This is a genomic window from Novosphingobium sp. P6W (assembly GCF_000876675.2).
GTDB lineage: Bacteria > Pseudomonadota > Alphaproteobacteria > Sphingomonadales > Sphingomonadaceae > Novosphingobium.
Window position 1 is genome coordinate 1,104,046 of sequence record NZ_CP030352.1, and the last position, 22,735, is coordinate 1,126,780.

The following is a 22,735-nucleotide window of genomic DNA, read 5'->3' on the forward strand; positions in this document are numbered from 1 at the left end:
TTATGAATTAGGGGTAATTCTTATATGTTTCGTCTGACCAAGCCTGTCGCCGGTGCCTCGGCACTGGCGATTGCTTTTGCGACGCTTGCCGGGGGTATGGCTGCGTCGTCTCAGGCTCATGCTGCTGCCGAGCGCAGCTTCGCTTTTTCCATTCCCGCGCAGGATCTGGCCCGCGCACTGCAGCAGTATTCGCGTGTTACCGGAGTGCCCGTGGCGGCTTCGCCCGACGCGCTGCGCGGTCGTCGCAGCCAGGCGGTATCGGGCACCATGTCGGCCGAGCGGGCGCTTTCGCAGCTTGTAGGCGGGGCCAATGTCGACACGCAGCGCCGGGGCGGCACGATCATCGTCAAGCCGCTGGCCGCCAAGACCCGCACCGCCGCGTTGAATGCCGAAACGCCGCGCGCCGACAAGCGACCCAAGGCCCGCGCCAGCCGCACCGCCGAAGTTGCGGAGGACAAGGTCGACGGTGAGATCGTCGTCACCGGCTATGTCGCGGCGGTGCAGCGTTCGCTGGAGACCAAGCGCAAGAGCGACATGATCTCGGACAGCATCACCGCTGATGACATGGGCAAGCTGCCCGCCAACAACGTGTCCGAAGCGCTGGCCCGCCTGCCCGGCGTCAACGCGGTACGCAGCGCCAGCACCGGCGAGGGCGACCGCATCACCGTTCGCGGCCTGTCCACCGAGCTGAACAACTACTCGATCAACGGCGTGCGTCTGGGCGGCGCGGGGTCGCGCGACAACAACTTCTACCGCGGTGTGCGCCTTTCGGTCCTGCCGCCTGACGGCATCAAGCAGATCACCGTCTACAAGACCCTGACGCCCGACCGCGACGGCGATGCGCTGGGCGGCTCGATCGACATTTCCACGCCAACCGCCTTCGATCAGGACCCCACCTACTTTCGCCTGTCCGGCGAAGGCGGCATGCTCGACAAGTTCGACCATCGTAAATACGGTCAGCTCTCGGGCGCCTTTTCGCGCCAGTTCAGCGATAACTTCGGCATCTTCGTCTCGGGCAGCTACAGCCGCCGCAAGTCGCAGTTCGAGAAGAACGGCGTGGACGGCGATAACCAGCCCGACAGCTGGTACGACAACAGCGAGACGCTGGGCTGGGACCCGGACCGCTTCGTGATGCGCGGCATGGACCTGGGCTTCGGCGAAACCGACGTGAAGCGCTGGGGCGGCAACACCAGCCTGGATTACCGTTCGGACAACCACGACATGCACGTTCGCGGCCAGTACAATCAGTACCAGAAGAAGGAATTCCTCAACCGCCTGAACTTCCGCAACGACACCAGCAAAAATTCGGCGCGCCTGTCGCAGGTCAACACCGACGATACCAGCCTGGCTGCGCCGGACGACAGCATCATCGGCCAGGACGCGAAGCTGGGCAATATCTACGGCTACACCGTGGGCCAGATCGTCGACCGGGACGGCGATGGCCGGATCACTGATGCTGATCGTTCGGCCAGGTCGTTCTACACGCTCAACGGCGGATCGGGCACCTGGGACCCGCAGGGCTTCCGCCTGCGCCGGTTCTGGGAGGCCACCAACGAAACCGGCAACCTGGCTTCCGCCAACATCGGCGGCGTGTCGCGGCTGGGCACGGTGACGATCGACTATGATGTCTCGTACTCGCAGTCGAAGGACAACCTCGACGACGGCTACACGATGGAGTTCCGCAGCGACAAGTATGGCTGGCTGGGCAACGAGGGCGTGTATTTCGACAGTTCTGCGGACTCGCGCTTCCCCAAGTGGCTGCTGACCGACGCCGGCATGGCGGGCGTGCAGGACCCGTCGCAATATGCGTTCAGCAGCCTCGAAGGCGAGGTGGGCGGTAGCAGCGAGAAGTTGTGGCAGGCCCAGTTCAACGTGACGTGGAAGCCCGATATTGCGTGGCTGGATTCGGTCAAGGCGGGCGGCAAGTTCTACGATTCGCAGCGCCGCACCTATCAGGGTTCGTTCCTCAACCTCGATGCCGACGGCACCCTTGCCGATTTCTCCGACTTCTTCGGCAAGGACGTGACCAGCCTGTTCGGCGGCGCCTATAGCGGCCAGTACCAGCTTGGCACGACCATCGATAACGAGAAGATGCTGGCCGAACTGCAAGGCGCCAAGGACGGCAACAGCACGATCTTCGACGGTTTCGCGGTTGATCCCTCGAAAGCCACGCTGTCCGACGAGGACAGCTTCCGCTTCAACGAGCGGGTGGTTTCCGGCTATGCGATGGCCACTGCGCGCTTCGGCAAGGCGCAGGTCATCGCCGGCGTCCGCGTAGAGACCACGCGCAACAAGATCGAGGCCTACAACCTCGATCAGGTGCTGGGCATGCGCTACACCACCGACCGTTCCAGCTTCACCAACGTGCTGCCCTCGGTCCACGTGAACTACGATTTCGACCAGCGCACCAAGCTGCGCGGCGCGGTGTGGACCAGCTTCGCCCGTCCCGATATCGCCCGCATGAGTTCCGCGCGCGAATATGCCTACGATGTCGATCCCGATGGCGACGGCACGCAGAACCCCACGTCCGACTGGGTGTTGCTGGCGATCCAGCAGGGCAACCCGAACCTCAAGCCGATGCGTTCGGTCAACCTCGACATGTCGCTGGAGCATTATGCCGGCAACAGCGGGGCCTATTCGGTTGCACTGTTCTACAAGCACATCACCAACTTCCTGTTCCGCTCCTCGTCCAGCAACATCCGCGACGGAACGCTGGGTGAAAACGTAGACCCTTCCGGCGTGGCGATTTCCATGCCCAACAACGGCAAGTGGGCGGAAGTCTACGGCGTGGAAGTGAGCGTGCAGCAGCAGCTTCACTGGCTGCCGGGTCTGCTCGGCGGACTGGGCGTGGGCGGCAACGTGACCATGCAGCGCTCCAAGGCGGTGACCGGGCTTTCGTGGCACCCGGAAGGCTACACCCTGCCGCTGATGGAAACGCCGGACAACATCGTAAACCTCCAGCTTTTCTGGGAGCACAAGGGCTTCGAGGTCTACGGTGCGTGGAACTATCAGTCCAAGTTCATGGGCGGCATCAACGACTTCGGCAACAACCCGTACGAGCAGGCCTACAGCTTCGTCGACCTGACCTTCCGCAAGACCTTCCTCAAGAAGTCCTCGGTGCAGCTGCAGGTCCAGAACCTGTTCGATGCGCATACCTACTGGGAGACCGTGTCGTCGGGGCAAGGCGCCAGCCGGGGCTACGTGAAGAACGGGCGGACCATCTCGGTCGGCTTCAACGCGATCTTCTGAGGGAATTGATATGAAGACGATCCTTGCCGGCGCCCTGCTTCTGGGCGCTGCTTTTCCCTTCGCAGCGGTGGGGGCGGCTGATGCCCCCGCCGCCCCGGCGCCGGTCACGCTGGCTCCTGCAACCGTCACGCCCGAGCGCATCGTCCTGAACCTCACCGCCGACCCGGTGACCGAGATGGCGGTGACCTGGCGCTCTGCGCCGGGGCTGGCCGGACAGGTGCAATATGCCAAGGCCACCAATGGCCCGGACTTCGTGAAGTCGCCCATGACGCTGGCCGCCGTGACCGACGATGCCACGCTGCCCGTGCGCGAGGACCCGGCGTTCCGCGCCGCCTACCATTCCGCCGTGCTCAAAGAGCTGGAGCCGGACACCGTCTATGCCTACCGCGTGGGCGACGGCGCCCACTGGTCCGAGTGGCTGCAGTTCCACACCGCAGCGAAAGCGAACGCCCCGTTCCGCTTCATCTACATGGGCGACATGCAGAACCAGATCCTGTCCGAAGCCTCGCGCACCTTGCGCATGGCCTTCCGGCACGCAGGGGACGCCGCCTTCGTGATCCACGCCGGCGACCTCATCAACAAGCACGACAGCGATGCCGAATGGGGCGAATGGTTCGCCTCGGGCGGGTTCCTGTATGGCCAGACGCCCCAGATGCCCACGCCGGGCAACCACGAATACGTCAAGGACGAGAACGCCCGCGCCGGTTCGTCCATCAACGGCCAGTGGCGCCGCCAGTTTACCCTGCCGGAAAACGGGCCGGCGGACGTCCCGACCAGCCGCGAAACCAACTGGTACACCGATTATCAGGGCCTGCGCCTGATCTCGATCGATTCGATGCAGGTAGACCGCGATCCCGTCGCCCAAAAGGCGATCGTGAAGTGGCTGGAGGGCCTGCTGGCAAAGAACCCCAGCCGCTGGACGGTGCTGTTCCTGCACTTTCCGCTGTTCTCCAGCGAGCCGGGCCGCGATAATCCCAAGGTCCGCGCGGCGCTGAAACCGCTGATCGACAAGTACAAGGTCGATCTGGTGCTGCAGGGCCACGACCATGGCTATGCACGCGGCGCGATCGGCCCGGATGGCCCCACCACGGACGATGCCGGGTCGACCTACGCCGTCTCGGTGGCGGGGCCGAAGATGTATGATGTAGGCTCGCTGCCCTGGGCGAAAAAGTCGGCTTCGCGCACGCAGGCTTACCAGGTGATCGACGTGGACCAGCAGAAGCTGGTTTACCGCGCTTTCACCGCGACGGGCGATGCGCTCGACGAAGTGACCGTGACCAAGCACTGATCGTTCGGTTAAGGCTGCACTCTTCTTCGCGAGCAGTGCAGTCGCGGGCCAATCCGGGGTGGTGCGACCGCCCCGGATTGGCCCGTTCGTCGTTTCGGTTTCAGTCCTGTGCGGCGTCGTCCACGCCGCTGACCGCGATGCTGGTCAGGTTGAGGATGCCGCGCGCGGTGACGCCCGGCGACAGGACGTGGATCGGTTGTGCAAGGCCCAGCAGCATCGGCCCGATGGTGGGCGAGCTCGACGATGCCGAGAGCGCCGTCAGCGTGATGTTGGCAGCGTCCAGGTTGGGCATGACCAGCAGGTTGGCCGCGCCTTCGAAGCGGCTGTCGGGCACCAGCTTGTCACGCAGCGCCTGGCTGAGCGCGGCATCGGCATGCATTTCGCCGTCCACCAGCAGGTCCGGCGCCGAGGCGCGGACCATGGCCGCCGCAGCGCGCATCTTGCGTGCGCTGGGGCTGTGCGAGGAGCCGAAGTTGGAGTGCGACAGCAACGCCACGCGCGGCTCCAGCCCGAAGCGGCGCACGGCGGCAGCGGCCAGCACGCTCATCTCCGCCACCTGTTCGGCGGTGGGATCGGGGACCATGTGGGTATCGGTGATGAACAGCGCGCCGGCATCGAGGATCAGGCCCGACAGCGCATAGACGCGCCCGTGGGGCTGGGTGCGGTCGATGATGCGCAGGACGTGTTCGACCTGGCCCCAGTATTCCGAGTTGCCGCCGACCAGCGCCGCATCGACATGGCCGAGGCGCAGCAGCATGGCGGCGGTTATGGTCGGGCGGCGATAGGCGTGGCGCAGCACTTCGGCGGCAGGCACGCCCTTGCGCGCGGCGACGGCGCGGTAGCCCTCGACCAGTTCGCTCATCAGTTCGTGGTCGGTTTCGGGGTCCACCACATCGACGTCTTCGTCGAGTTTGAACTGGAGGCCCAGTTCCGGCAGCTTCTGTTCGAGGATACGGCGGCGGGCGACCAGGGTTGGGCGCACCATGCCTTCGTGCAGGGCGTCCTGCACCGCGCGCAGCACGCGGTCGTCCTCGCCCTCGCCGTAGGCAACGCGCTTGCCCGCGCCGCGCGCGGCCTGGAACACCGGCAGCATGACCTGCGCCGAGCGCGTGTTGAGGGCGGCCAGCGAGCGCTTGTATTCGGCCAGGTCCACCGTGCGCGTGGCGACGCCGCTGTCCATCGCCGCCTTGGCGACGGCGGGCGCGATCTCGGCGATCAGGCGCGGGTCGAACGGGGTGGGGATGATGTATTCGGGGCCGAACACCAGGCGGCGCCCGCCATAGGCCTGGGCCACGCTGTCATCGGCGGGAATGCGGGCGAGGGCGGCGATCGCCTCGGCGGCGGCGGCCTTCATCGCCTCGTTGATCTGGGTCGCGCCCACGTCCAGCGCGCCGCGGAAGATATAGGGGAAGCACAGGACGTTGTTGACCTGGTTGGGATAGTCCGACCGGCCGGTGGCGATGATCGCGTCGGGGCGGATTTCTCGGGCGATTTCCGGGCGGATTTCCGGCTCGGGGTTGGCCAGCGCGAAGATCAGCGGGTTGGGCGCCAACAGCGGCAGCCACTCGGGCTTGAGCACGCCGGGCGCGGACAGGCCCAGGAACACGCTGGCGCCGGGCAGGACCTCGGGCAGCGAGCGCGCGTCGGTCGCGCGGGCATAGCGGGCCATGTTGGGCAGCATGCCTTCGCGGCCGGAATGGATGACGCCATCCTTGTCGGTCAGCGTGATGTTCTCGATCGGCAGGCCCATCGTCACCAGCAGGTCGACGCAGGCCAGCGCCGCTGCGCCCGCGCCCGAGGTGACGAGGCGCGCATCGGCCAGCGTCTTGCCCTGCAGCACCAGCGCGTTGCGCACGGCGGCGGCCACGGTGATGGCGGTGCCGTGCTGGTCGTCATGGAACACCGGGATGTTCATGCGCTCTTTCAGCGCGGCCTCGATGGCGAAGCATTCCGGGGCCTTGATGTCTTCGAGGTTGATGCCGCCGAACGTCGGTTCGAGCAGGGCCACCGCCTCGATGAACTTCTCGGGGTCGGTGGTGTCGACCTCGATGTCGAAGACGTCGATATCGGCGAACTTCTTGAACAGGACGGCCTTGCCTTCCATCACCGGCTTGGAGGCCAGCGCGCCGATCGCGCCAAGGCCCAGCACGGCGGTGCCGTTGGTGATGACTGCGACGAGGTTGCCGCGCGCGGTATAATCCAGCGCCTTGGACGGGTCCGCCGCGATCTCCATGCAGGGCGCGGCGACGCCGGGCGAGTAGGCCAGCGCGAGGTCGCGTTGGTTGACCATGCGCTTGGTGGGCTCGATCGCCAGCTTACCCGGGCGCGGGTGGAGGTGGTAATCAAGTGCCGCGCGGCGAAGGTTCTCGTCCATTATCCAGTCCTGTCCTCAGTCGTCCGGGGGCGCATCGCCGTAGCGATTGGCCAGCGCTGTGCCCCCAAACACGGTTACGCCGCCGTTGTCGAGCCGGGAGGGCGCAAAAACGCCGATCAGACACACAGGGGAAGCAATTCGGGGCCTCGATACCGTTCCGGCCGCGATCCGGTGCGGGGTTATGGCTAAACCGCGACGGTCCACTCGGCCAGTTCGTCCGCTTGTCCGATCAGGGCGAGGCCATGCGCGATCGAAGTCAGCTCGTTGCCGCTGTCGATCCGGCCCGAGCCGAATCGCTGCTCGAACAGTGCGCGCACGGCGGGGATCAGCGAGGAGCCGCCGGTCAGGAACACCCGGTCGATCTGATCCGCGCGCAGGCCCGCGCTGGCGAGCGCGGTGTCGAGAGTCTCCGCGATCTGTGCGAGGTCCGGCGCGATCCAGCTTTCGAATTCGGCGCGGCTCACTTCGGCCTCGATGGTCAGGTCGTCGCTCTTGAAATGGAACGCCGCGTGGCTCTCGCTCGACAAGGTGCGCTTGAGGCGGCCGACCGCTTCGTAGAGCGGATAGCCCAGTTCGTTCTCTACCACGGCGATCATGCGCCCGATGGTGGCGGGATCGGTGGCGCTGTGCTGCAGCCGCGCCAGTTCCGCCAGCGTGCGCCGGTTGCGCATCAGGGCCAGGCGCGACCAGTCGCCGAAATCGGTGAAGTGGCCGTCGGGGATCTCCAGCACCTTGTCGAACGAGCGGTAGGTGCTGCCCTTGCCGAGCATCGGCAGAACGAGTCGGTCCATGATGCGAAAGTCGAAGCGGTCGCCGGCGATGCCGATACCCGCCGAACCCAGCGGCACACAGCGCCGCGCCGAGCCGGGGGCATCGACGCGCACGATCGAGAAATCGCTGGTGCCGCCGCCGAAATCGGCCACCAGCAAAGTCGCCGCATCTTCCAGCTTCGAGGCGTGGCCATAGGCGGCGCCGAGCGGTTCGTAGACGTAATGGACCTCGCGCCCCAGCATCCCGAACATCGCGTCGTAGCGCGTGCGCGCCAGCGCCTCGTCCGGGCGCGAACCGACGTAGCGGACCGGACGGCCGACGACCACGCGCTCGGGCAGGGTCTTCAGTGCCGCGCCGCCGTGCGCGATCAGGTGTTCCAGGAACACGCGGCCCAGTTCCTCGAAGCGCAGACGCTTTTCGAAGATGGTCGCCTGATCGAACAGCGGGTTCGCCGCCACCGACTTGAACGACTGGAGGAAGCGGCTGCCCTGCGGAAAGTCGAGGAATTCCGAGATCGCCCAGGGTCCGGCTTCATGCGCGACGCCGGGCATTGGGCCGCCGCGAACGTCCGGGTCCTGCCAGAAACACAGCGCAGTGCGGAATACCGAGGCGGAGCCGCCGGGAGCGCGGAAGTCGACGAGGCTGGCCTCGCCTTTCGCCGTCGTCAACGCGGCTACCGAATTGGTGGTGCCGAAGTCGATACCAATGGCCTGCACGGCGGACATGGCGTGAAATTCCTTCTGAGCGCAAGCGGCCGGAGCCTATGACAGTGGACGGCAAATCGCGCAACAGTAACCACTGCTCTCGCAGGTGCAGCACGAATTTGGCAACAATATGGAAATGATGTTGTAACGTATCATCGAAGGGTGTAATCGCTGCGAAAGCGCGAGTCCTCCCCCGTTCGCGCCTACTCAGATATGTTATTCCATTACGTTCGAGGTTCCCCATGAGGTTTCGATTGCTTTCCGGCTGCGCGCTTGCGGCTGTCCTGCTCCCTGCCGCTGCTTACGCCGAAACGAGTGACGCAGGCGCGGATGCGGCGGCAACCTCGAAGAAGGACGATACCTACCACGCCGGGCAGGGCAGCGAGATCGTCGTCACCGGCGTGCTGCCCACCAATCGGCAGGACATGCTTTCAAGCGTGGCGGTGGTGCAGGGCAGCGAACTGACGCAGTCGCTTCGCCCCTCCATCGGCGAGACTTTGCAGCACCAGCCCGGCGTTTCGGCCACCTCGTTCGGCCCCAGCGCCTCGCGCCCGGTGCTGCGCGGCCTGCAGGGTGAGCGCGTGCGCATCCTGACCGACGGCATCGGTTCGATCGACGTGTCGAACACCTCGGTGGACCACGCCGTCGTCGTCAACCCGCTGCTGGCAGAGCGTATCGAGGTGCTGCGCGGGCCGCAGTCGCTGCTTTACGGTTCCTCCGCGATCGGCGGTGTCGTTAACGTGATCGACAAGCGCATTCCGACCAGGGTGCCCACCGAAGCGGTCCACATCGGCGCGCTGGCAAGCTATGGTTCGGCGGCCGACGAACGCTCCTTCTCGGGCGCGGTGGATGTGCCGCTGTCCTCGCAGTGGGTCGCCCATGTCGACGGCAGCTATCTCAAGAGCGATGACGTGCGGATCGGCGGCCATGCGCTGACACCGGCGCTGCGGGCCCAGGCGCTGGCTTCCGGCCTTCAGCCTGCCGACCCTGCCGACGCGGAGCCGATCGACTTCGCCGCCAATGCAGGCGTCAAGGGCAAGCTGCCCAACACCGCCGCCAAGACCTGGACCGCCGGTGCCGGCATCGCCTACATCGGCGACAGCGGCAACTTCGGCATTTCCTACGGCCATTACGACAGCCTCTACGGCGTGCCGGTGCGCTATGCGACGCAGGAGGGCGAGGAGCAGGAAGCACCGCGCCTCAAGCTGAAGCAGGACCGCGTCGACGCCCGCGCGGAGATCGACGTGAACTCGGGCTTCCTCGACAAGGTCTCGATGCGGCTCGGCTACGCCGATTATTCGCACTTCGAACTGGAGGAAGACGGCTCGGTCGGCACGGCGTTCTACAACAAGGGCATGGAGGGCCGCCTGGAATTCACCCAGGCCAAGCAGGGCGCCTGGCGCGGCGTCACCGGCGCGCAGCTGTTCACGCGCGACTTCAACGTGGTGGGCGACGAGGCTTTCCTGCCGAAGAATTCGACCAGCCAGGTTGGCCTCTTCACCCTTCAGCAGCTGGATTACGGCGCGCTCAAGTTCGAAGCCGGCGCGCGGTACGAGCACACCAACCTCAGCGCCAACCCGCTTGTCGACCAGTCGCAGTTCTTTGACGGCAGCCGCACTTTCGATGCGGTCTCGGGCTCGCTGGGCGCATCCTACGCACTGTCGGATGACTGGCGCGTCGGCCTCAACCTGTCGCGCACCGAACGCGCGCCTTCGGCCGAGGAGCTTTTCGCCAACGGACCCCATGCCGGAACCGAGGCGTTCGAAATCGGCAATCCCGACTTCAAGCTCGAAAAGTCCTGGGGCGTCGAGGCGATCCTGCGCGGCAAGGGCACGAACTATACCTTCGAGGCATCGGCCTATCACACCTGGTTCTCGAACTTCATCTACGAAGGCCAGACGGGCGCGCTGGAGGATGGCCTGCCGGTCTACCAATCGTACCAGGCCGACGCGCGCTACTACGGGTTCGAGGCGCAGGGAACGCTGACCCTGGCCCGCTTCGGAGATTCGAAGATCGTCGCCGATGCGCTGGGCGATTATGTCCATGCCAATATCGTCAGCGTTGGCCCGGCGCCGCGCATCCCGCCGCTGCGCGTGCTGGGCGGCCTCAGCTTCCAGGCGCCGAAGTTCGACCTGCGCGGCGAAGTGGAGCATGTGACCAACCAGAAGCGGATCTCCGACTTCGAAACCCCGACCGACGGGTACACCATGGTCAACGCCGAGGTTAACGTGCGTCCCTGGGGCACTGAGCGGCCGATCAGTTTCGCGCTGTCGGCGAACAACATCTTCGACGTGGTTGCCCGCCGCGCAGCCTCGTTCCTCAAGGACTACGCCCCGCTTTCCGGCCGCGACATCCGCCTGACCGCCAAGCTGGACTTCTGACCAAGACGTGTTTCTCCGGGGGCGGTCAGCGCTGCCCCGGAGAACTGTTCCAATCCAATGATCGCGCGAGGTTAGCCCGCGTGGCAGCGCACCGAACTGCGCCGCTGCCAGTTGGCGATGTGGGCCGCGGCAAGCAGCAGGCTGCCGGCGACCGTCAGCCCGGTTTCCAATGTATGCGTTTCGGCGAAGACCAGCCCGAAGCCCATCAGCAGCAATCCGGCAATCCCGACCACCAGCGGACCGAAAGCCCGGTGACGGCGCCAGCCACCGACCAGCGCCAGCGCGCTCGTCGGCAGGGCGATCAGCAGGACGGCGGCATGGAAGCCTTCACCCGCGCCGATCCGGTCCGCCACGGCGGGCAGCGCCGCCAGCACCAGCGGCAGGGCAAGACAATGCACCATGCACGCGAACGACGCGCAGACCGCAAACCCGTCGAGAATACCTTCCACGCGGGCGCCGGGGGTCTGAACGGTCATATCGGTCTTTCGATTGGGGAATTGAGATTTAGATATGTGATAACGTATCATACTTTTCAAGGCATGTGAGGCGAGGAATTTTGCCGCGCGCCATCACCCGCCGGCGAGCGCGGGGTAACGCCAGGGAAATTCAGCGGACGGGCTGCGGCCGGCGCTGGGTTTGGTCGCCAGCATCAGGCGACTAGTGCTGGGCCCTGCCTTTTGTCTGCGAACGGCTGGTAAGGAGCGTGACCTCGTGGGACTTCCAGCTCGACCCTGCGGTGCGTGGGGGTGAGGGGGCGGGTTCGCACTCTTGCCCTCTTCCCTGAGGGCACACCCTCAAGTTCATCCACGCATCCCTGATTTGCGGCTTGTCCGGTCCGCACCGGACGCCGGCCGCGCCGGGAACATGGAGTGTCAGCTACACACCCCCGACCCGTCACGTTGCAGCATATAACCTATACGGTTAAAATTGTCAAGATCAGCGCTTAAGGGAGGGCGCACGCGGCCTCGGCAGGCCCCGCGCGCGCTCCGCATCACGCTCTGGCGGCGGTGACGATGATCTCGACCTTGTAGCCGGGCGCGGCCAGCTTGCCTTCGCTGGTGGCGCGGGCCGGGGCGGGGTGGCCGGCGATCCAGGCATCCCACACGGCGTTCATTTCCTCGAAGTCGGCAATGTCGGCCAGCCAGATCGTGGCCATCAGCAGGTGGTCCTTGCTGCTGCCGGTCTTCTCCAGCAGCGCCTCGATTTCGGCGAGGGTGGTCTTCGTCTGCTCGGTTACGCTGGCGCCTTCTTCGCCCACCTGACCGGCGAGGTAGATGGTGTCGCCGTGGATCACGGCCTCGCTCATGCGGGCGCCCTGGTCGATGCGGGTGATGGTCATTGTCGGTCCTTTTGCGTGGTCGCCGTGTCTGGCTAGGTGCGTTTAGGCGGCGTTACGGTAGCGGCTGATCGCAAGGTCCGCCGTCTCGATCGCGGGGGCGCGCCCGGCGATGATATCGGCGATGACGTGGGCCGATCCGCAGGCCATCGTCCAGCCCAGCGTGCCGTGGCCGGTGTTGAGGAACAGGTTGGAGACCTTGGTGGCGCCGATCACCGGCGTGCTGTCCGGCGTCATCGGCCGCAGTCCGCACCAGAACGATGCGGCCGCCATGTCTCCCGCGCCGGGGAACAGCGAGCCTGCCGAATGCTCCAGCGTTGCCCGGCGGGCGGGCGGCAGGTCCTTGGTGAAGCCTGAAATCTCGGCCATGCCGCCAACACGGATACGGTCCCCCAACCGCGTGATCGCCACCTTGTAGCTTTCGTCCAGCAGGGTGGAGACAGGCGCGCGCGCCGCGTCCACGATGGGCACGGTGATCGAATAGCCCTTTACCGGGTAGACCGGCAGGCGAATGCCCAGCGGCGCCACCAGCTGCGGCGAATAGCTGCCCATCGCCACCAGATAGGCATCGGCGACAAGGTTGCTCGCGCCGGTTTCGGGATGGGCGATCTCGACATGGGTGATGCGCCCGCCTTCGGCCGCGAGCCGGGTGATCGCGGTGTTGTTCAGGAAGCGCACGCCCTGCGCCGCCGCCATTTGCGCAAGGGCATTGGTGAACTTGAAGCAGTCGCCGGTCTCGTCGTGCGGCAGGCGCAGACCGCCCACCAGCGCCGCTTCGCTATGGGCGAGGCCGGGCTCGGCGGCCACGCATCCGGCGGGGTCGAGAACCTCGAACGGCACGCCGTCGGCCTTGAGCACGGCGATATCCTTGCCCACGCCGTCGAGCTGTTTCTGTTCGCGAAACAGCTGGAGAGTGCCCTGGCTACGCTCGTCGTAACGGATGCCGGTTGCGCCGCGCAGCTCGATCAGACGGTCGCGGCTGAATTCGGCGAGGCGCACCATGCGGCTCTTGTTGATCGCGTAATCGCGGGCGTTGCAGTTGCCCAGCATCGCCGTCAGCCAGCGCAGCATCGCCATGTCGGCATGGGGGCGCAAGATCAGCGGGGCGTGACGCATCATCAGCCAGCGTACGGCCTTCATCGGAATGCCCGGCGCTGCCCAGGGGGAAGCGTATCCCGGCGAAATCTCGCCCGCATTGGCAAAGCTGGTTTCCAGCGCCGGCCCGCTCTGACGGTCGACCACGACGACCTCGTGCCCCGCCTGTGCCAGATACCATGCCGAGGTCACCCCGATGACGCCGCTGCCGAGAATCGCTATCTTCATGCTGCGCTGCTCCGGTCGTGCCTGGTGTCGTGCTCGGCGTCGAGGACGGGCAGGTGGACCCGTTCGTATCGGCGGCTGAGCTGGGTGAGGATTTCGTAGGAGATCGTGCCTGCGTCCGCTGCCACGGCGTCAAGGGTCTGATGCGGGCCGATCAGTTCCACCGGCGCGCCGGGATAGAGGTGCTCGGCCGGAACCTCGGTCACGTCCAGGGTGATACTGTCCATCGACACCCGGCCGACCACCGGCACGCGGATGCCGGCGATGAAACCGCTGCCCCGGTTACCCAGGCAGCGCGGCCAGCCATCGGCATAGCCCATCGGGATCGTGGCGATGCGGCTTTCGCGGGAGACGTGATGGGTCAGGCCGTAACCGACGCCGGTGCCTGCCGGGATCGTGCGCAACTGGGCAATGCGCGCTTCGAGGGCGACGACGGCTTGCATCGGGTTCTCCCCGTCCGAGGGTGCACCGCCGTACATCGCGATGCCGGCGCGCACGATGTCGAAATGGCCGCGGGCCAGGAATGCGCCGCCGCTGTTGTCCAGCGCGCGCGGCACCCCTGGTAACCGCGCGGTGATTGCCTCGAAGCGGCTTGCCTGCGCGGCGTTGGCGCCGTCGGCAGGTTCGTCCGCGCAGGCAAGGTGGCTCATGATGAGGCGCAGGTCGATGTGTTCGAGGAGGGCGGGGGCGGCCAGCAGCGCGTCGATCTCATCCGCCGGCATGCCCATGCGCGACATGCCGGTGTCGACCTGCAGCACGCCGGGCAGTTTGCGTCCCTGCGCTGCGGCCAGCGCGGCCCAGCGCTCTATCTGGTCGAGCGAATTGAGCACCGGGATCGCGCCGATCGCCAGGCACTGGGCCTCGGCGCCGGGCATCAGGCCGTTCAGGACATAAAGCGGAATGTCGCCGGGCAGATCGGGTTTCAGGGCCTGCGCCTCGCCCAGCAGCGCCACGAACAGGTGGCGGCAGCCTGCGCCGATCAGGGTGCTGGCGACTTTGGCAGCGCCCAGGCCATAGCCGTCCGCCTTGACCACGCCAGCAACCTGCGCAGGTGCGACCTGCCGGCAGAGCAGGCGGTAATTCGCGGCCAGAGCCTCGAAATCGATGGTCAGGACTGCACCGGCCGTCACGAAAGCCCCCGCGTTGTTTTCCCGGCGCTGGCCGGATGGATGATCATATCGCATGTTCCACCGAATTTTCTGCCAGACAGCAGCATGATCCGCTACAAGATGCGGAACTCTGCAACTTCATGCGAAGTGTGTGCAATACCATGTCATGGACTCCCGACAACATCGATCGCGCGATCCTGCGCCTGCTGCGCGTCGACGGGCGGCGTCCGAATTCCGAGATAGCGCAGGAAGTGGGCCTGTCTCCCTCGGCGTGCCTGCGCCGGATCAAGATCCTCGAGGATCGCGGCGTGATCCGGGGCTACACCGTGATTACCGGCCCCCACGAGGATGACGAGCGCGGCGTCGACATCCTCGTCCAGGTCACGCTCGACCGGCAGACCGACGATTATCTTTCGCGCTTCGAACATGCGGTGCGTCAATGCCCGGAAGTTCGTGAATGTTTCCTGATGACCGGCGATGTCGATTACTGGCTACGCCTGCGCACGGAAAGCGTGGCCGCCTACGAGGCGATCCACGGCGAAGTCCTCTCCCGCCTGCCGGGGGTGACGCGGATCAGTTCCAGCTTCGCGATGCGCGATGCCCTGCGGCCCCGCCGTCAGCGGCGGTAGGGGGGCTGCGGCGGTAGGGGGCAGCCCGGCCGCGAACGTCGGATTACCTTGATCTTGCCTCGGAATCACCGCAAGCGGGACCCTTACAGTGATCCCATTCTGGCAGGTAAATGCAAGTTACGTCCCATCGCGCTGGCTCCCCTTCGAAACGCGGCCTCGATCCCCGCTCCGCATTCGGCCTTTTAGTGGCGGTGCTGTTCTTCCTCGTCAGCGGGACGGTTGCGTATTTCAACGTCCGCGTGCTGCGCGATGATGCGCAGAAGATCGCCCATTCGCACGAGGTGATCGTGGCGGTGAACGCGCTGATGTCCTCCTTGCAGGACGCCGAGACCGGCCAGCGCGGTTACCTGCTCACCGGCAAGGACAGCTACCTCGCGCCCTACAGCCGTGCGGTGGCCGACGTCGACCAGCGTTTCGAGGCCATCGCTACCCTGACGCGCGACAATTCGCAGCAGCAGGCCCGGCTTGAGCCCCTGCGCCGCCATATCGACGGCAAGCTGGCGGAGCTGAAGGAAACCGTCGAGGTGCGCAAGAATGTCGGCATCGGTGCCGCGCTTGCCATCGTCGAGACCGATCGCGGCAAGATCGAGATGGACGAAGTGCGCGCGCAGCTCGAAACCATGCATCAGGAAGAAGCGCGGCTGCGGCTCGGCCGGCAGGCCGAGATGGCGCAGGCCTATCGCTCCGCCTGGGTCAGCGGCGTGCTTTCCTGCGCATTGGGTATCGTCCTGACGCTGGCGATCGGCCTGCTGATCCGCCGCGCCGCGCTCGCCGCCGATCGGCAGCAGTGGCTCCAGGCCGGCCAGGTCGATCTTGGCGCCGTCATGCTGGGAGACCAGAACAGCGAGCAGCTGGGCGATAGCGTGCTGGCGTTCCTCGTGCGTTTCACAGGTGCCCAGGCCGGCGCACTCTTCGCCGCCGAGGGCGGGCATTACCGCCGCGTCGCCTCCTACGGCGTACCGGCCGATGCAAAGCTGGTGGAGCGTTTTTCACTGCGTCAGGGCCTGCTGGGCCAGGTCGCGGCGGACGGCGAGCCGGTGCTGCTGGCCGACATTCCCGACGGCTACCTGACCATCGGCTCCACTTTCGGCAGCGACAAGCCGCGCCATCTGCTGATCGCCCCGGTCTTTGCCGACAAGACGGTGCAGGGCGTGATCGAGCTGGGTTTCCTGCAACCCGTCGACGATCAGATCCTGGCGTTCCTGTCCGAGATTTCGGGGGCGGTGGGCGTGGGCCTGCGTTCGGCCCGCTACCGCGCGCAGTTGCAGCACCATACCGAGGAACTGCAGGTCCAGAGCGAGGAACTGCGTGTCTCCAACGAGGAGTTGGAAGAGCAGGGCCGCGCGCTCAAGGAATCGGCCGCGAACCTCGAACAGCAGCAGGTCGAGCTGGAGCAGACCAATTCGCAGCTGGAGGAACAGGCGCAGCTTTTGGAATCGCAACGCGACGATCTGGCCCGCTCCAATTCGGCCGTCGAACTCAAGGCGCGCGAGCTGGAACAGGCCAGCCGCTACAAGTCCGACTTCCTCGCCAACATGAGCCACGAACTGCGCACGCCGCTCAATTCGCTGCTGATCCTCTCCAAGCTGCTCGGCGACAATCGGGGCGAGAACCTGACCGGCGAGCAGGTGCAGTATGCGCGCACCATAGAGTCCGCCGGCAACGATCTTCTGGCGCTCATCAACGATATTCTCGACTTGTCGAAGATCGAGGCGGGCCACCTCCAGATCAGGCCGGAATCGGTGCTGGTCGAACGTCTGGCAGGCGATCTGCGGCAGGTTTTCCAGCCCATCGCCATGAACCGCAAACTGGCCTTCGAGATCGCCGTCGCACCCGGCGCGGCCAGCATGATCGAGACTGATCGCCAGCGTATCGAGCAGATTCTCAAGAACCTGCTGTCGAACGCGTTCAAGTTCACCGAGGCGGGCAGCGTCCGTCTGGAAGTGGAGCCGGACGGCGATGAGCGCATCCTGATTTCCGTCGTCGATACCGGCATCGGCATTCCAGAGGAGCAGCAGCAGGCCATCTTCGAGGCGTTTCGCCAGGCGGACGGAACCGTCAGCCGTAAATATGGCGGCACCGGTCTTGGCCTTTCGATCTCGCGCGAACTGGCGCGTCTGCTGGGTGGTTCGATATCGCTTACCAGCGTGGCCGGGCAAGGCAGCCGCTTCACCCTCTCGTTGCCGGTCGCCTATGACCCCGGCGAAGTGGCGGCGCGCGTGGAGCCTGTGGCCGCAAGCCTGCCCGCACCGATGGCGGCCGCCGCCGCGCCGGTCGCCAAGGCGCGCCCCGCGCCCTTGCAGCGGCAGGTGGAAGACGACCGCGACGGGCTAACCTCTACCCAGCGCGTGCTGCTGGTGGTGGAGGACGATGCTTCCTTCGCCGGCATCGTGCGCGACATATCGCGCGAGATGGGCTTCCAGTGCCTCGTCACCGGGACCGCCGAGGAAGCGCTGCATCTTGCCCGCACCTTCAAGCCGCATGCCGTGGTGCTGGACGTGGGCCTGCCCGACCAGTCCGGCCTTGCCCTGCTCGACCGCCTCAAGCGCGACGTCGATACGCGGCACATTCCGGTCCACGTCGTCTCGGGCAGCGATCACACCCAGACCGCGCTGTCGCTCGGCGCGATCGGCTATCTCATCAAGCCGGTGAAGCGCGAGGAACTGGCCAGTGTGCTGGATGCGCTGGCCGCCAAGCTGACGTCGGACGCGCGGCGTGTGCTGATCGTCGAGGACGACGACGTCCAGCGCGATGCGGTGGGCAGGCTGCTGGCCACCGGCGAGGTCGAGACGGTGGGCGTGGCCACGGCCGCCGAGTGCCTCGAGGCGCTCAAGACGCAGACGTTCGATTGCATGGTGCTCGATCTCAACCTGCCGGATGCCAGCGGCTTCTCGCTGCTGGAGACGCTTTCCAAGGAGAACGCCTATTCGTTCCCGCCGGTGATCGTCTACACCGGCCACGACCTTACCGCCGAGGACGAGCAGCGCCTGCGCCGTTATTCGGATTCGATCATCATCAAGGGCGCACGTTCGCCCGAGCGCCTGCTCGACGAGGTCTCGCTGTTCCTGCACCAGGTCGTCACCGAACTGCCGCCCGAACAGCAGACGATGATCCGCGCCGCGCGCAACCGCGATGCCATCCTGGAAGGTCGCCGCATCCTTGTGGTGGAGGATGACGTGCGCAACGTCTTCTCGCTCACCAACATCCTCGAACCGCAGGGCGCGGTAGTGGAAATCGCGCGCAACGGGCAGGAAGCACTCGACGCGCTAGAAAGCGCATCGGGCGACGAGGCGCGGCGGATCGACCTGGTGCTGATGGACGTGATGATGCCCGTGATGGACGGGCTGACCGCTACCCGCGCGATCCGGCAGGACCCGCGCTGGACCAGGCTGCCGGTCATCGCGCTGACCGCCAAGGCCATGCCCGACGATCAGGAACGCTGCATCGAAGCCGGTGCGAACGACTACATGGCCAAGCCTCTGGACGTGGACAAGCTGCTCTCGCTGGTCCGCGTCTGGATGCCGCGCTAAGGCTGCGGGCACCATGGAAGACGAGAAGATCGAGGACATCGAGATTCGCCTCCTGCTGGAGGCGCTCTATCGGCGTTATCACTACGACTTCCGCAATTACGCGCAGGCTTCGATCAAGCGCCGGCTGCGGCAGGCGCGCGATCGGCAGGGCGTGGCGACATACTCCGCGCTTCAGGACAAGCTGCTCCACGATCCGGCCGCTGCCGCAGGGGTGCTGCGCTTCCTGACCGTGCAGGTCAGCGATTTCTTCCGCGACCCGACGTACTTCAAGGCGATCCGCGAGAAAGTAGTGCCGCATCTCAAGACCTATCCCTCGCTCAAGGTCTGGATCGCGGGGTGCAGCGCGGGCGAGGAACTTCACTCGCTGGCGATCCTTTTCCGCGAGGAAGGTCTTGAGGACCGCACGCTGTTCTATGCCACTGACATCAACCAGGACGCGCTGGAGGCCGCATCGCGCGGCATCTACCCGCTGGACCGGATGAAGGCCTTTACCGAAAACTACCGGCTGTCGGGCGGCAAGGCATCGCTTTCGGACTATTACAGCACCGGCTACGGCGGCGCAGTGTTCGACAAGTCGCTGCGCGAGCGGGTGGTCTTATCCGATCACAGCCTGGTTACCGATGCGGTCTTTTCCGAGATGCAGCTGATCTCGTGCCGCAACGTGATGATCTATTTCGATCGCGATCTTCAGGACCGCGCTGTCGGCCTGTTTCGCGATTCGCTGGGGCGGGGCGGTTTCCTCGGCCTCGGCTCGAAGGAAACCTTGCGCTTTTCCGAGCATGTCGACGCGTTCTCGGAATTCGTGCGTGAGGAAAAGATCTACCAGAGGCGCAAGGCTTGAGCGAACGGAGCAAAAGCGGGCGCGGCACGCCGGATGCAGTCGTGATCGGCGCCTCGGCCGGGGCGATCCAGGCGCTGCTCCACATCCTGCCCGCTTTGCCGCAAGACTATGCGCTGCCGGTGCTGATCGTCGTCCACGTCCCTCCGGGCCGGCGCAGCGAACTGACGGCGCTGTTTGCGGCCAAGTGCCGTCTGCCGGTGGCCGAAGGTGAGGACAAGGAACCTATCCTGCCCGGCACCGTGACATTCGCGCCGCCCGATTATCACATGCTGGTAGAAACTGGCGGGACGATCTCGCTTTCGCGCGATGAGCAGGTTTTCTTCTCGCGCCCTTCCATCGACGTCTTGTTCGAAAGCGCTGCGGACGCCTATGGTCCGGCTCTTGTCGGTGTAGTGCTGACGGGAGCCAATGAGGACGGGGCACAAGGTCTCGCCGCTGTGGCGCAAGCGGGAGGGGTGACGCTCGTGCAGGATCCGGCGAGTGCTTATGCGCGCGCGATGCCCGAGGCGGCGCTGAAAGCCTGCCGCGAGGCGCGCAGGCTGTCGCTCGACGGGATCGTCGCGGCGCTGCTGGCGGCGGGGACGCGGTGATGGCGGCGAACGCACCTGTTCCGGTCCTGCTGGTGGACGACCTTTCCGCCAACCTGCTTGCGCTGGAAGGCCTGCTGCAGCGCGACGACCTTGTCCTGCTAAAGGCGCAGTCGGGCGAGGAAGCGCTGGAACTGCTGCTGCAGAACGACGTCGCGCTGGCGCTGCTGGACGTGCAGATGCCGGGCATGGACGGCTTCGAACTGGCCGAGATCATGCGCGGCTCCGAACGCACGCGGCACGTCCCCATCATCTTCGTGACCGCAGGCAGTTCCGACAGCCAGCGCCAGTTTCGCGGGTACGAGGCAGGGGCGGTGGATTTCATCGCCAAGCCGATCGAACCGCATGTGCTGCGCAGCAAGGCGAACGTATTCATCGACCTTTATTGCCAGCGCCGTCAGATCGCCGCCCAGCGTGACGAACTGGCGGTTTCGGCGGCGGCGCTGCGCGAGGCGGACCGCGCCAAGGACCAGTTCCTTGCGGTCCTGGCCCACGAACTGCGCAATCCCGTTGCCGCGCTGATGAGCGGGCTGGACCTGCTGAACCGCCAGCGCGCGCCCGAACAGGCCGAAATGATACGCGGCCAGATGGAGCGTATGCTGTTTCACCTCGCCCGTCTGGTCGAGGATCTGCTCGATGTGTCGCGGATCAGCGAAGGCAAGGTTTCGCTGAAGACCGGGCGGTTCGCGCTGAAGGATGTCCTGCTCTCGGCGGTTGAGGGCAGCAGGCACAACATCGACGCTGCCGGGCATGGCCTGACGATGGAAATGCCCGAGGCGCCGGTATGGCTTGAGGCCGATTATACCCGGCTGGCGCAGGTCGTCGCCAACCTGCTGAACAACGCCGCCAAGTATACGCCCGCAGGCGGGGAGATCCGTCTGTTCGCATCGGCGGACGAGGCCGGGGTGGAAATCCGCGTCTCGGACAACGGCGTGGGCATCCCGGCAGACATGCAGGCGCGCATCTTCGAGATATTCACTCAGGTCGAAAACCACCGCGCCCATGCCCAGGGCGGCCTTGGCATCGGCCTTGCGCTGGTGCGGCGGCTGGTCTTGCTGCACGGCGGCAGCATCTCTGTCGCCAGCGAGGGGCAGGGCAAGGGCAGCACGTTCACGGTGCGGCTGCCGATCGTCCACGGGCAGGTCGAGGAAATCGGGCCGGTGCCTCCGGTGCCCAAGGGATAGCGCCTCGGGCGCTGCTGGTCTGAACTGCCCCGGCACCTTCAACTTTCGCCGCGCCGATCCCGCTTGCCCTGTACGCAGGGCAGGCTGGCGCGCGATTGTTGCACTGGCCCGGGGAGGCTGAGATACGCTGAAATTCGCAGGCAACGGGACGGGAATAGCCGCAATACATCAAGGCTAGGAACGGAGAAGGCCATGCTCCACCGATCGATCGAGCTTCGCGCCGGTCCGGCAGCGCCGCAAAAGGTCTGCTTCTTTTTCAACGCGCAGTTGCACCACGTTTTTCACGCCATGCCGCTGGCTCTCGAGATGTCGCGTGATCCGCGTTTCGCGGTCGAGATTGTCGCGATGACGGAGGATCACGTCGCGCTGGCAAAGGATATCGCCGCGCGCCACGGGGCCGGAAACCTCGATATCCTGCGCGTCGGCAGTCCGTTGCTGTCGGCGATCACCAGTCTGACCGGAGGCGCCACGCCGCCCAAGTTGCCGGCTTTGGCGGCCGCGCGGTCGCTGCTGTCGGGCTACGATGCGATCGTGGTGCCTGAACGGACCTCACTGTTGCTGCGCTTTGCGGGCCTGCACCGCACGGCGTTCATCCACACCTGCCACGGCGCCGGCGACCGCGCGGTCGGCTATGACCGCCGCATTCGCCAGTTCGATTTCGTGCTGCTGGCCGGCGAGAAACAGCGGCGGCGCATGCTGGAAAAGCGCCTGATCCGCGAAGGGCATTACGCGATCGTCGGTTACAGCAAGTTCGACCTGACAGAACGCCGCCTGCCCGACCGGCTGTTTCCCGAAGAACGGCCGATCGTGCTCTACAACCCGCATTTCTCGAAACGGCTCTCGTCGTGGCCGGAGATGGGGCTCGACGTGATCCGCCAGTTCGCCCGGGATGACCGCTTTAACCTGATCGTGGCGCCCCATATCCGCCTGTACGACAACCGCCGCCGCCGAGCGCGGGTGGAGCGGCAGCTTGCCGAATATGGCAGTTTGCCGAACATTCACATCGATCTGGGCAGCCCGGCGAGCGTGGACATGCGCTATACCCGTGCGGCCTCGGTCTACCTTGGCGATGTCAGCAGCCAGGTCTATGAATTCGTGGTGCGCCCGCGCCCCTGCCTGTTCCTCGACGCTCACGATGCGCAGTGGGAGGGCAACCCCAACTACCGCCACTGGCAGTATGGCCCGGTTCACTGCAGCAGCAATGGGATCGTCGACAAGGTGGCGACTGCCATCACCGATCACGATGTCTACGCCCCTGCCCAGCGCCAGGGTGTGGCTGAAACCTTCGACCGCGAGGCGGGACGTTCCTCGGCGCGCGCCGCTGCGGCGGTGGGGGATTTCCTCACCCGGCGTCAGGCCGCGCGGAGCGGCGAACGCCTGCCGGAACCGGGACGCTCCAGCCGCGATGTCTTCGTTTATGAATGAGCGCCGT

At 65.8% G+C, this 22,735-nt stretch carries 15 protein-coding genes; 9 read left to right on the plus strand and 6 right to left on the minus strand.

Going from position 1 to position 22,735, the window contains the following annotated elements:
- Positions 1–24 precede the first annotated feature (24 nt).
- Together TQ38_RS05355 and TQ38_RS05360 are read left to right on the plus strand one after the other, a co-directional pair.
- Positions 25–3,249: a TonB-dependent receptor gene (locus TQ38_RS05355; protein WP_043976791.1), complete on the plus strand. Its 3,225-nt coding sequence runs from the start codon at positions 25–27 to the stop codon at positions 3,247–3,249.
- A gap of 10 nt (positions 3,250–3,259) precedes the next feature.
- Positions 3,260–4,537 carry a metallophosphoesterase family protein gene (locus TQ38_RS05360; protein WP_052505828.1) on the plus strand — a complete coding sequence of 426 codons (1,278 nt, stop codon included), beginning with the start codon at positions 3,260–3,262 and terminating at the stop codon, positions 4,535–4,537.
- A 100-nt stretch (positions 4,538–4,637) separates the two neighbouring features.
- Here the strand turns inward: TQ38_RS05360 and TQ38_RS05365 are convergent, their stop codons facing one another.
- On the minus strand, positions 4,638–6,911 hold the full coding sequence (locus TQ38_RS05365; protein WP_043976792.1) for an NADP-dependent malic enzyme: 2,274 nt from the start codon (positions 6,909–6,911) through the stop codon (positions 4,638–4,640).
- Positions 6,912–7,096: 185 nt separating this feature from the next.
- Positions 7,097–8,407 (minus strand): Hsp70 family protein, encoded by a 1,311-nt coding sequence (locus TQ38_RS05370; RefSeq protein ID WP_043976794.1) that lies wholly within the window; start codon positions 8,405–8,407, stop codon positions 7,097–7,099.
- Positions 8,408–8,628: 221 nt separating this feature from the next.
- Between TQ38_RS05370 and TQ38_RS05375 the strand changes: the two genes are divergently transcribed.
- Positions 8,629–10,767 carry a TonB-dependent receptor gene (locus TQ38_RS05375; protein ID WP_043976795.1) on the plus strand — a complete coding sequence of 713 codons (2,139 nt, stop codon included), beginning with the start codon at positions 8,629–8,631 and terminating at the stop codon, positions 10,765–10,767.
- A 71-nt stretch (positions 10,768–10,838) separates the two neighbouring features.
- Here the strand turns inward: TQ38_RS05375 and TQ38_RS05380 are convergent, their stop codons facing one another.
- The 4 genes from TQ38_RS05380 to alr form a co-directional block, all read right to left on the minus strand.
- Positions 10,839–11,243, minus strand: coding sequence for a MerC domain-containing protein (locus TQ38_RS05380; RefSeq protein ID WP_043976796.1), 405 nt, complete (start codon positions 11,241–11,243; stop codon positions 10,839–10,841).
- 515 nt (positions 11,244–11,758) lie between these two features.
- Entirely contained in the window at positions 11,759–12,106 is a 348-nt protein-coding gene (locus tag TQ38_RS05385; RefSeq protein ID WP_043976798.1) for a RidA family protein, read from the minus strand.
- Between the two features lie 42 nt (positions 12,107–12,148).
- Complete coding sequence (locus TQ38_RS05390; RefSeq protein WP_043976800.1) at positions 12,149–13,426, minus strand: D-amino acid dehydrogenase; 1,278 nt, start codon at positions 13,424–13,426, stop codon at positions 12,149–12,151.
- The gene (gene alr / locus TQ38_RS05395; protein ID WP_205316077.1) at positions 13,423–14,607 is read right to left on the minus strand and encodes an alanine racemase; all 1,185 of its coding nucleotides are present in this window, start codon (positions 14,605–14,607) and stop codon (positions 13,423–13,425) included. The genes TQ38_RS05390 and alr overlap by 4 nt, the downstream gene beginning before the upstream one ends.
- A gap of 86 nt (positions 14,608–14,693) precedes the next feature.
- On the opposite strand from alr, the gene TQ38_RS05400 reads away from it, so the two are divergent.
- The 6 genes from TQ38_RS05400 to TQ38_RS05425 all read left to right on the plus strand — a co-directional run bounded on the left by TQ38_RS05400 (position 14,694) and on the right by TQ38_RS05425 (position 22,728).
- Positions 14,694–15,161 (plus strand): Lrp/AsnC family transcriptional regulator, encoded by a 468-nt coding sequence (locus TQ38_RS05400; protein WP_043976930.1) that lies wholly within the window; start codon positions 14,694–14,696, stop codon positions 15,159–15,161.
- A gap of 110 nt (positions 15,162–15,271) precedes the next feature.
- Positions 15,272–18,691 carry a response regulator gene (locus tag TQ38_RS05405; protein ID WP_043976806.1) on the plus strand — a complete coding sequence of 1,140 codons (3,420 nt, stop codon included), beginning with the start codon at positions 15,272–15,274 and terminating at the stop codon, positions 18,689–18,691.
- 13 nt (positions 18,692–18,704) lie between these two features.
- Positions 18,705–19,532, plus strand: coding sequence for a protein-glutamate O-methyltransferase CheR (locus tag TQ38_RS05410; RefSeq protein ID WP_043976809.1), 828 nt, complete (start codon positions 18,705–18,707; stop codon positions 19,530–19,532).
- Positions 19,529–20,122 carry a chemotaxis protein CheB gene (locus TQ38_RS05415; RefSeq protein ID WP_043976811.1) on the plus strand — a complete coding sequence of 198 codons (594 nt, stop codon included), beginning with the start codon at positions 19,529–19,531 and terminating at the stop codon, positions 20,120–20,122. Before TQ38_RS05410 ends, TQ38_RS05415 begins: the two co-directional genes overlap by 4 nt.
- Complete coding sequence (locus tag TQ38_RS05420; RefSeq protein ID WP_043976813.1) at positions 20,122–21,303, plus strand: hybrid sensor histidine kinase/response regulator; 1,182 nt, start codon at positions 20,122–20,124, stop codon at positions 21,301–21,303. The genes TQ38_RS05415 and TQ38_RS05420 overlap by 1 nt, the downstream gene beginning before the upstream one ends.
- Positions 21,304–21,495: 192 nt before the next feature.
- Positions 21,496–22,728, plus strand: a complete 1,233-nt coding sequence (locus TQ38_RS05425; protein WP_043976814.1) for a glycosyl transferase — start codon at positions 21,496–21,498, stop codon at positions 22,726–22,728.
- Positions 22,729–22,735 lie beyond the last annotated feature (7 nt).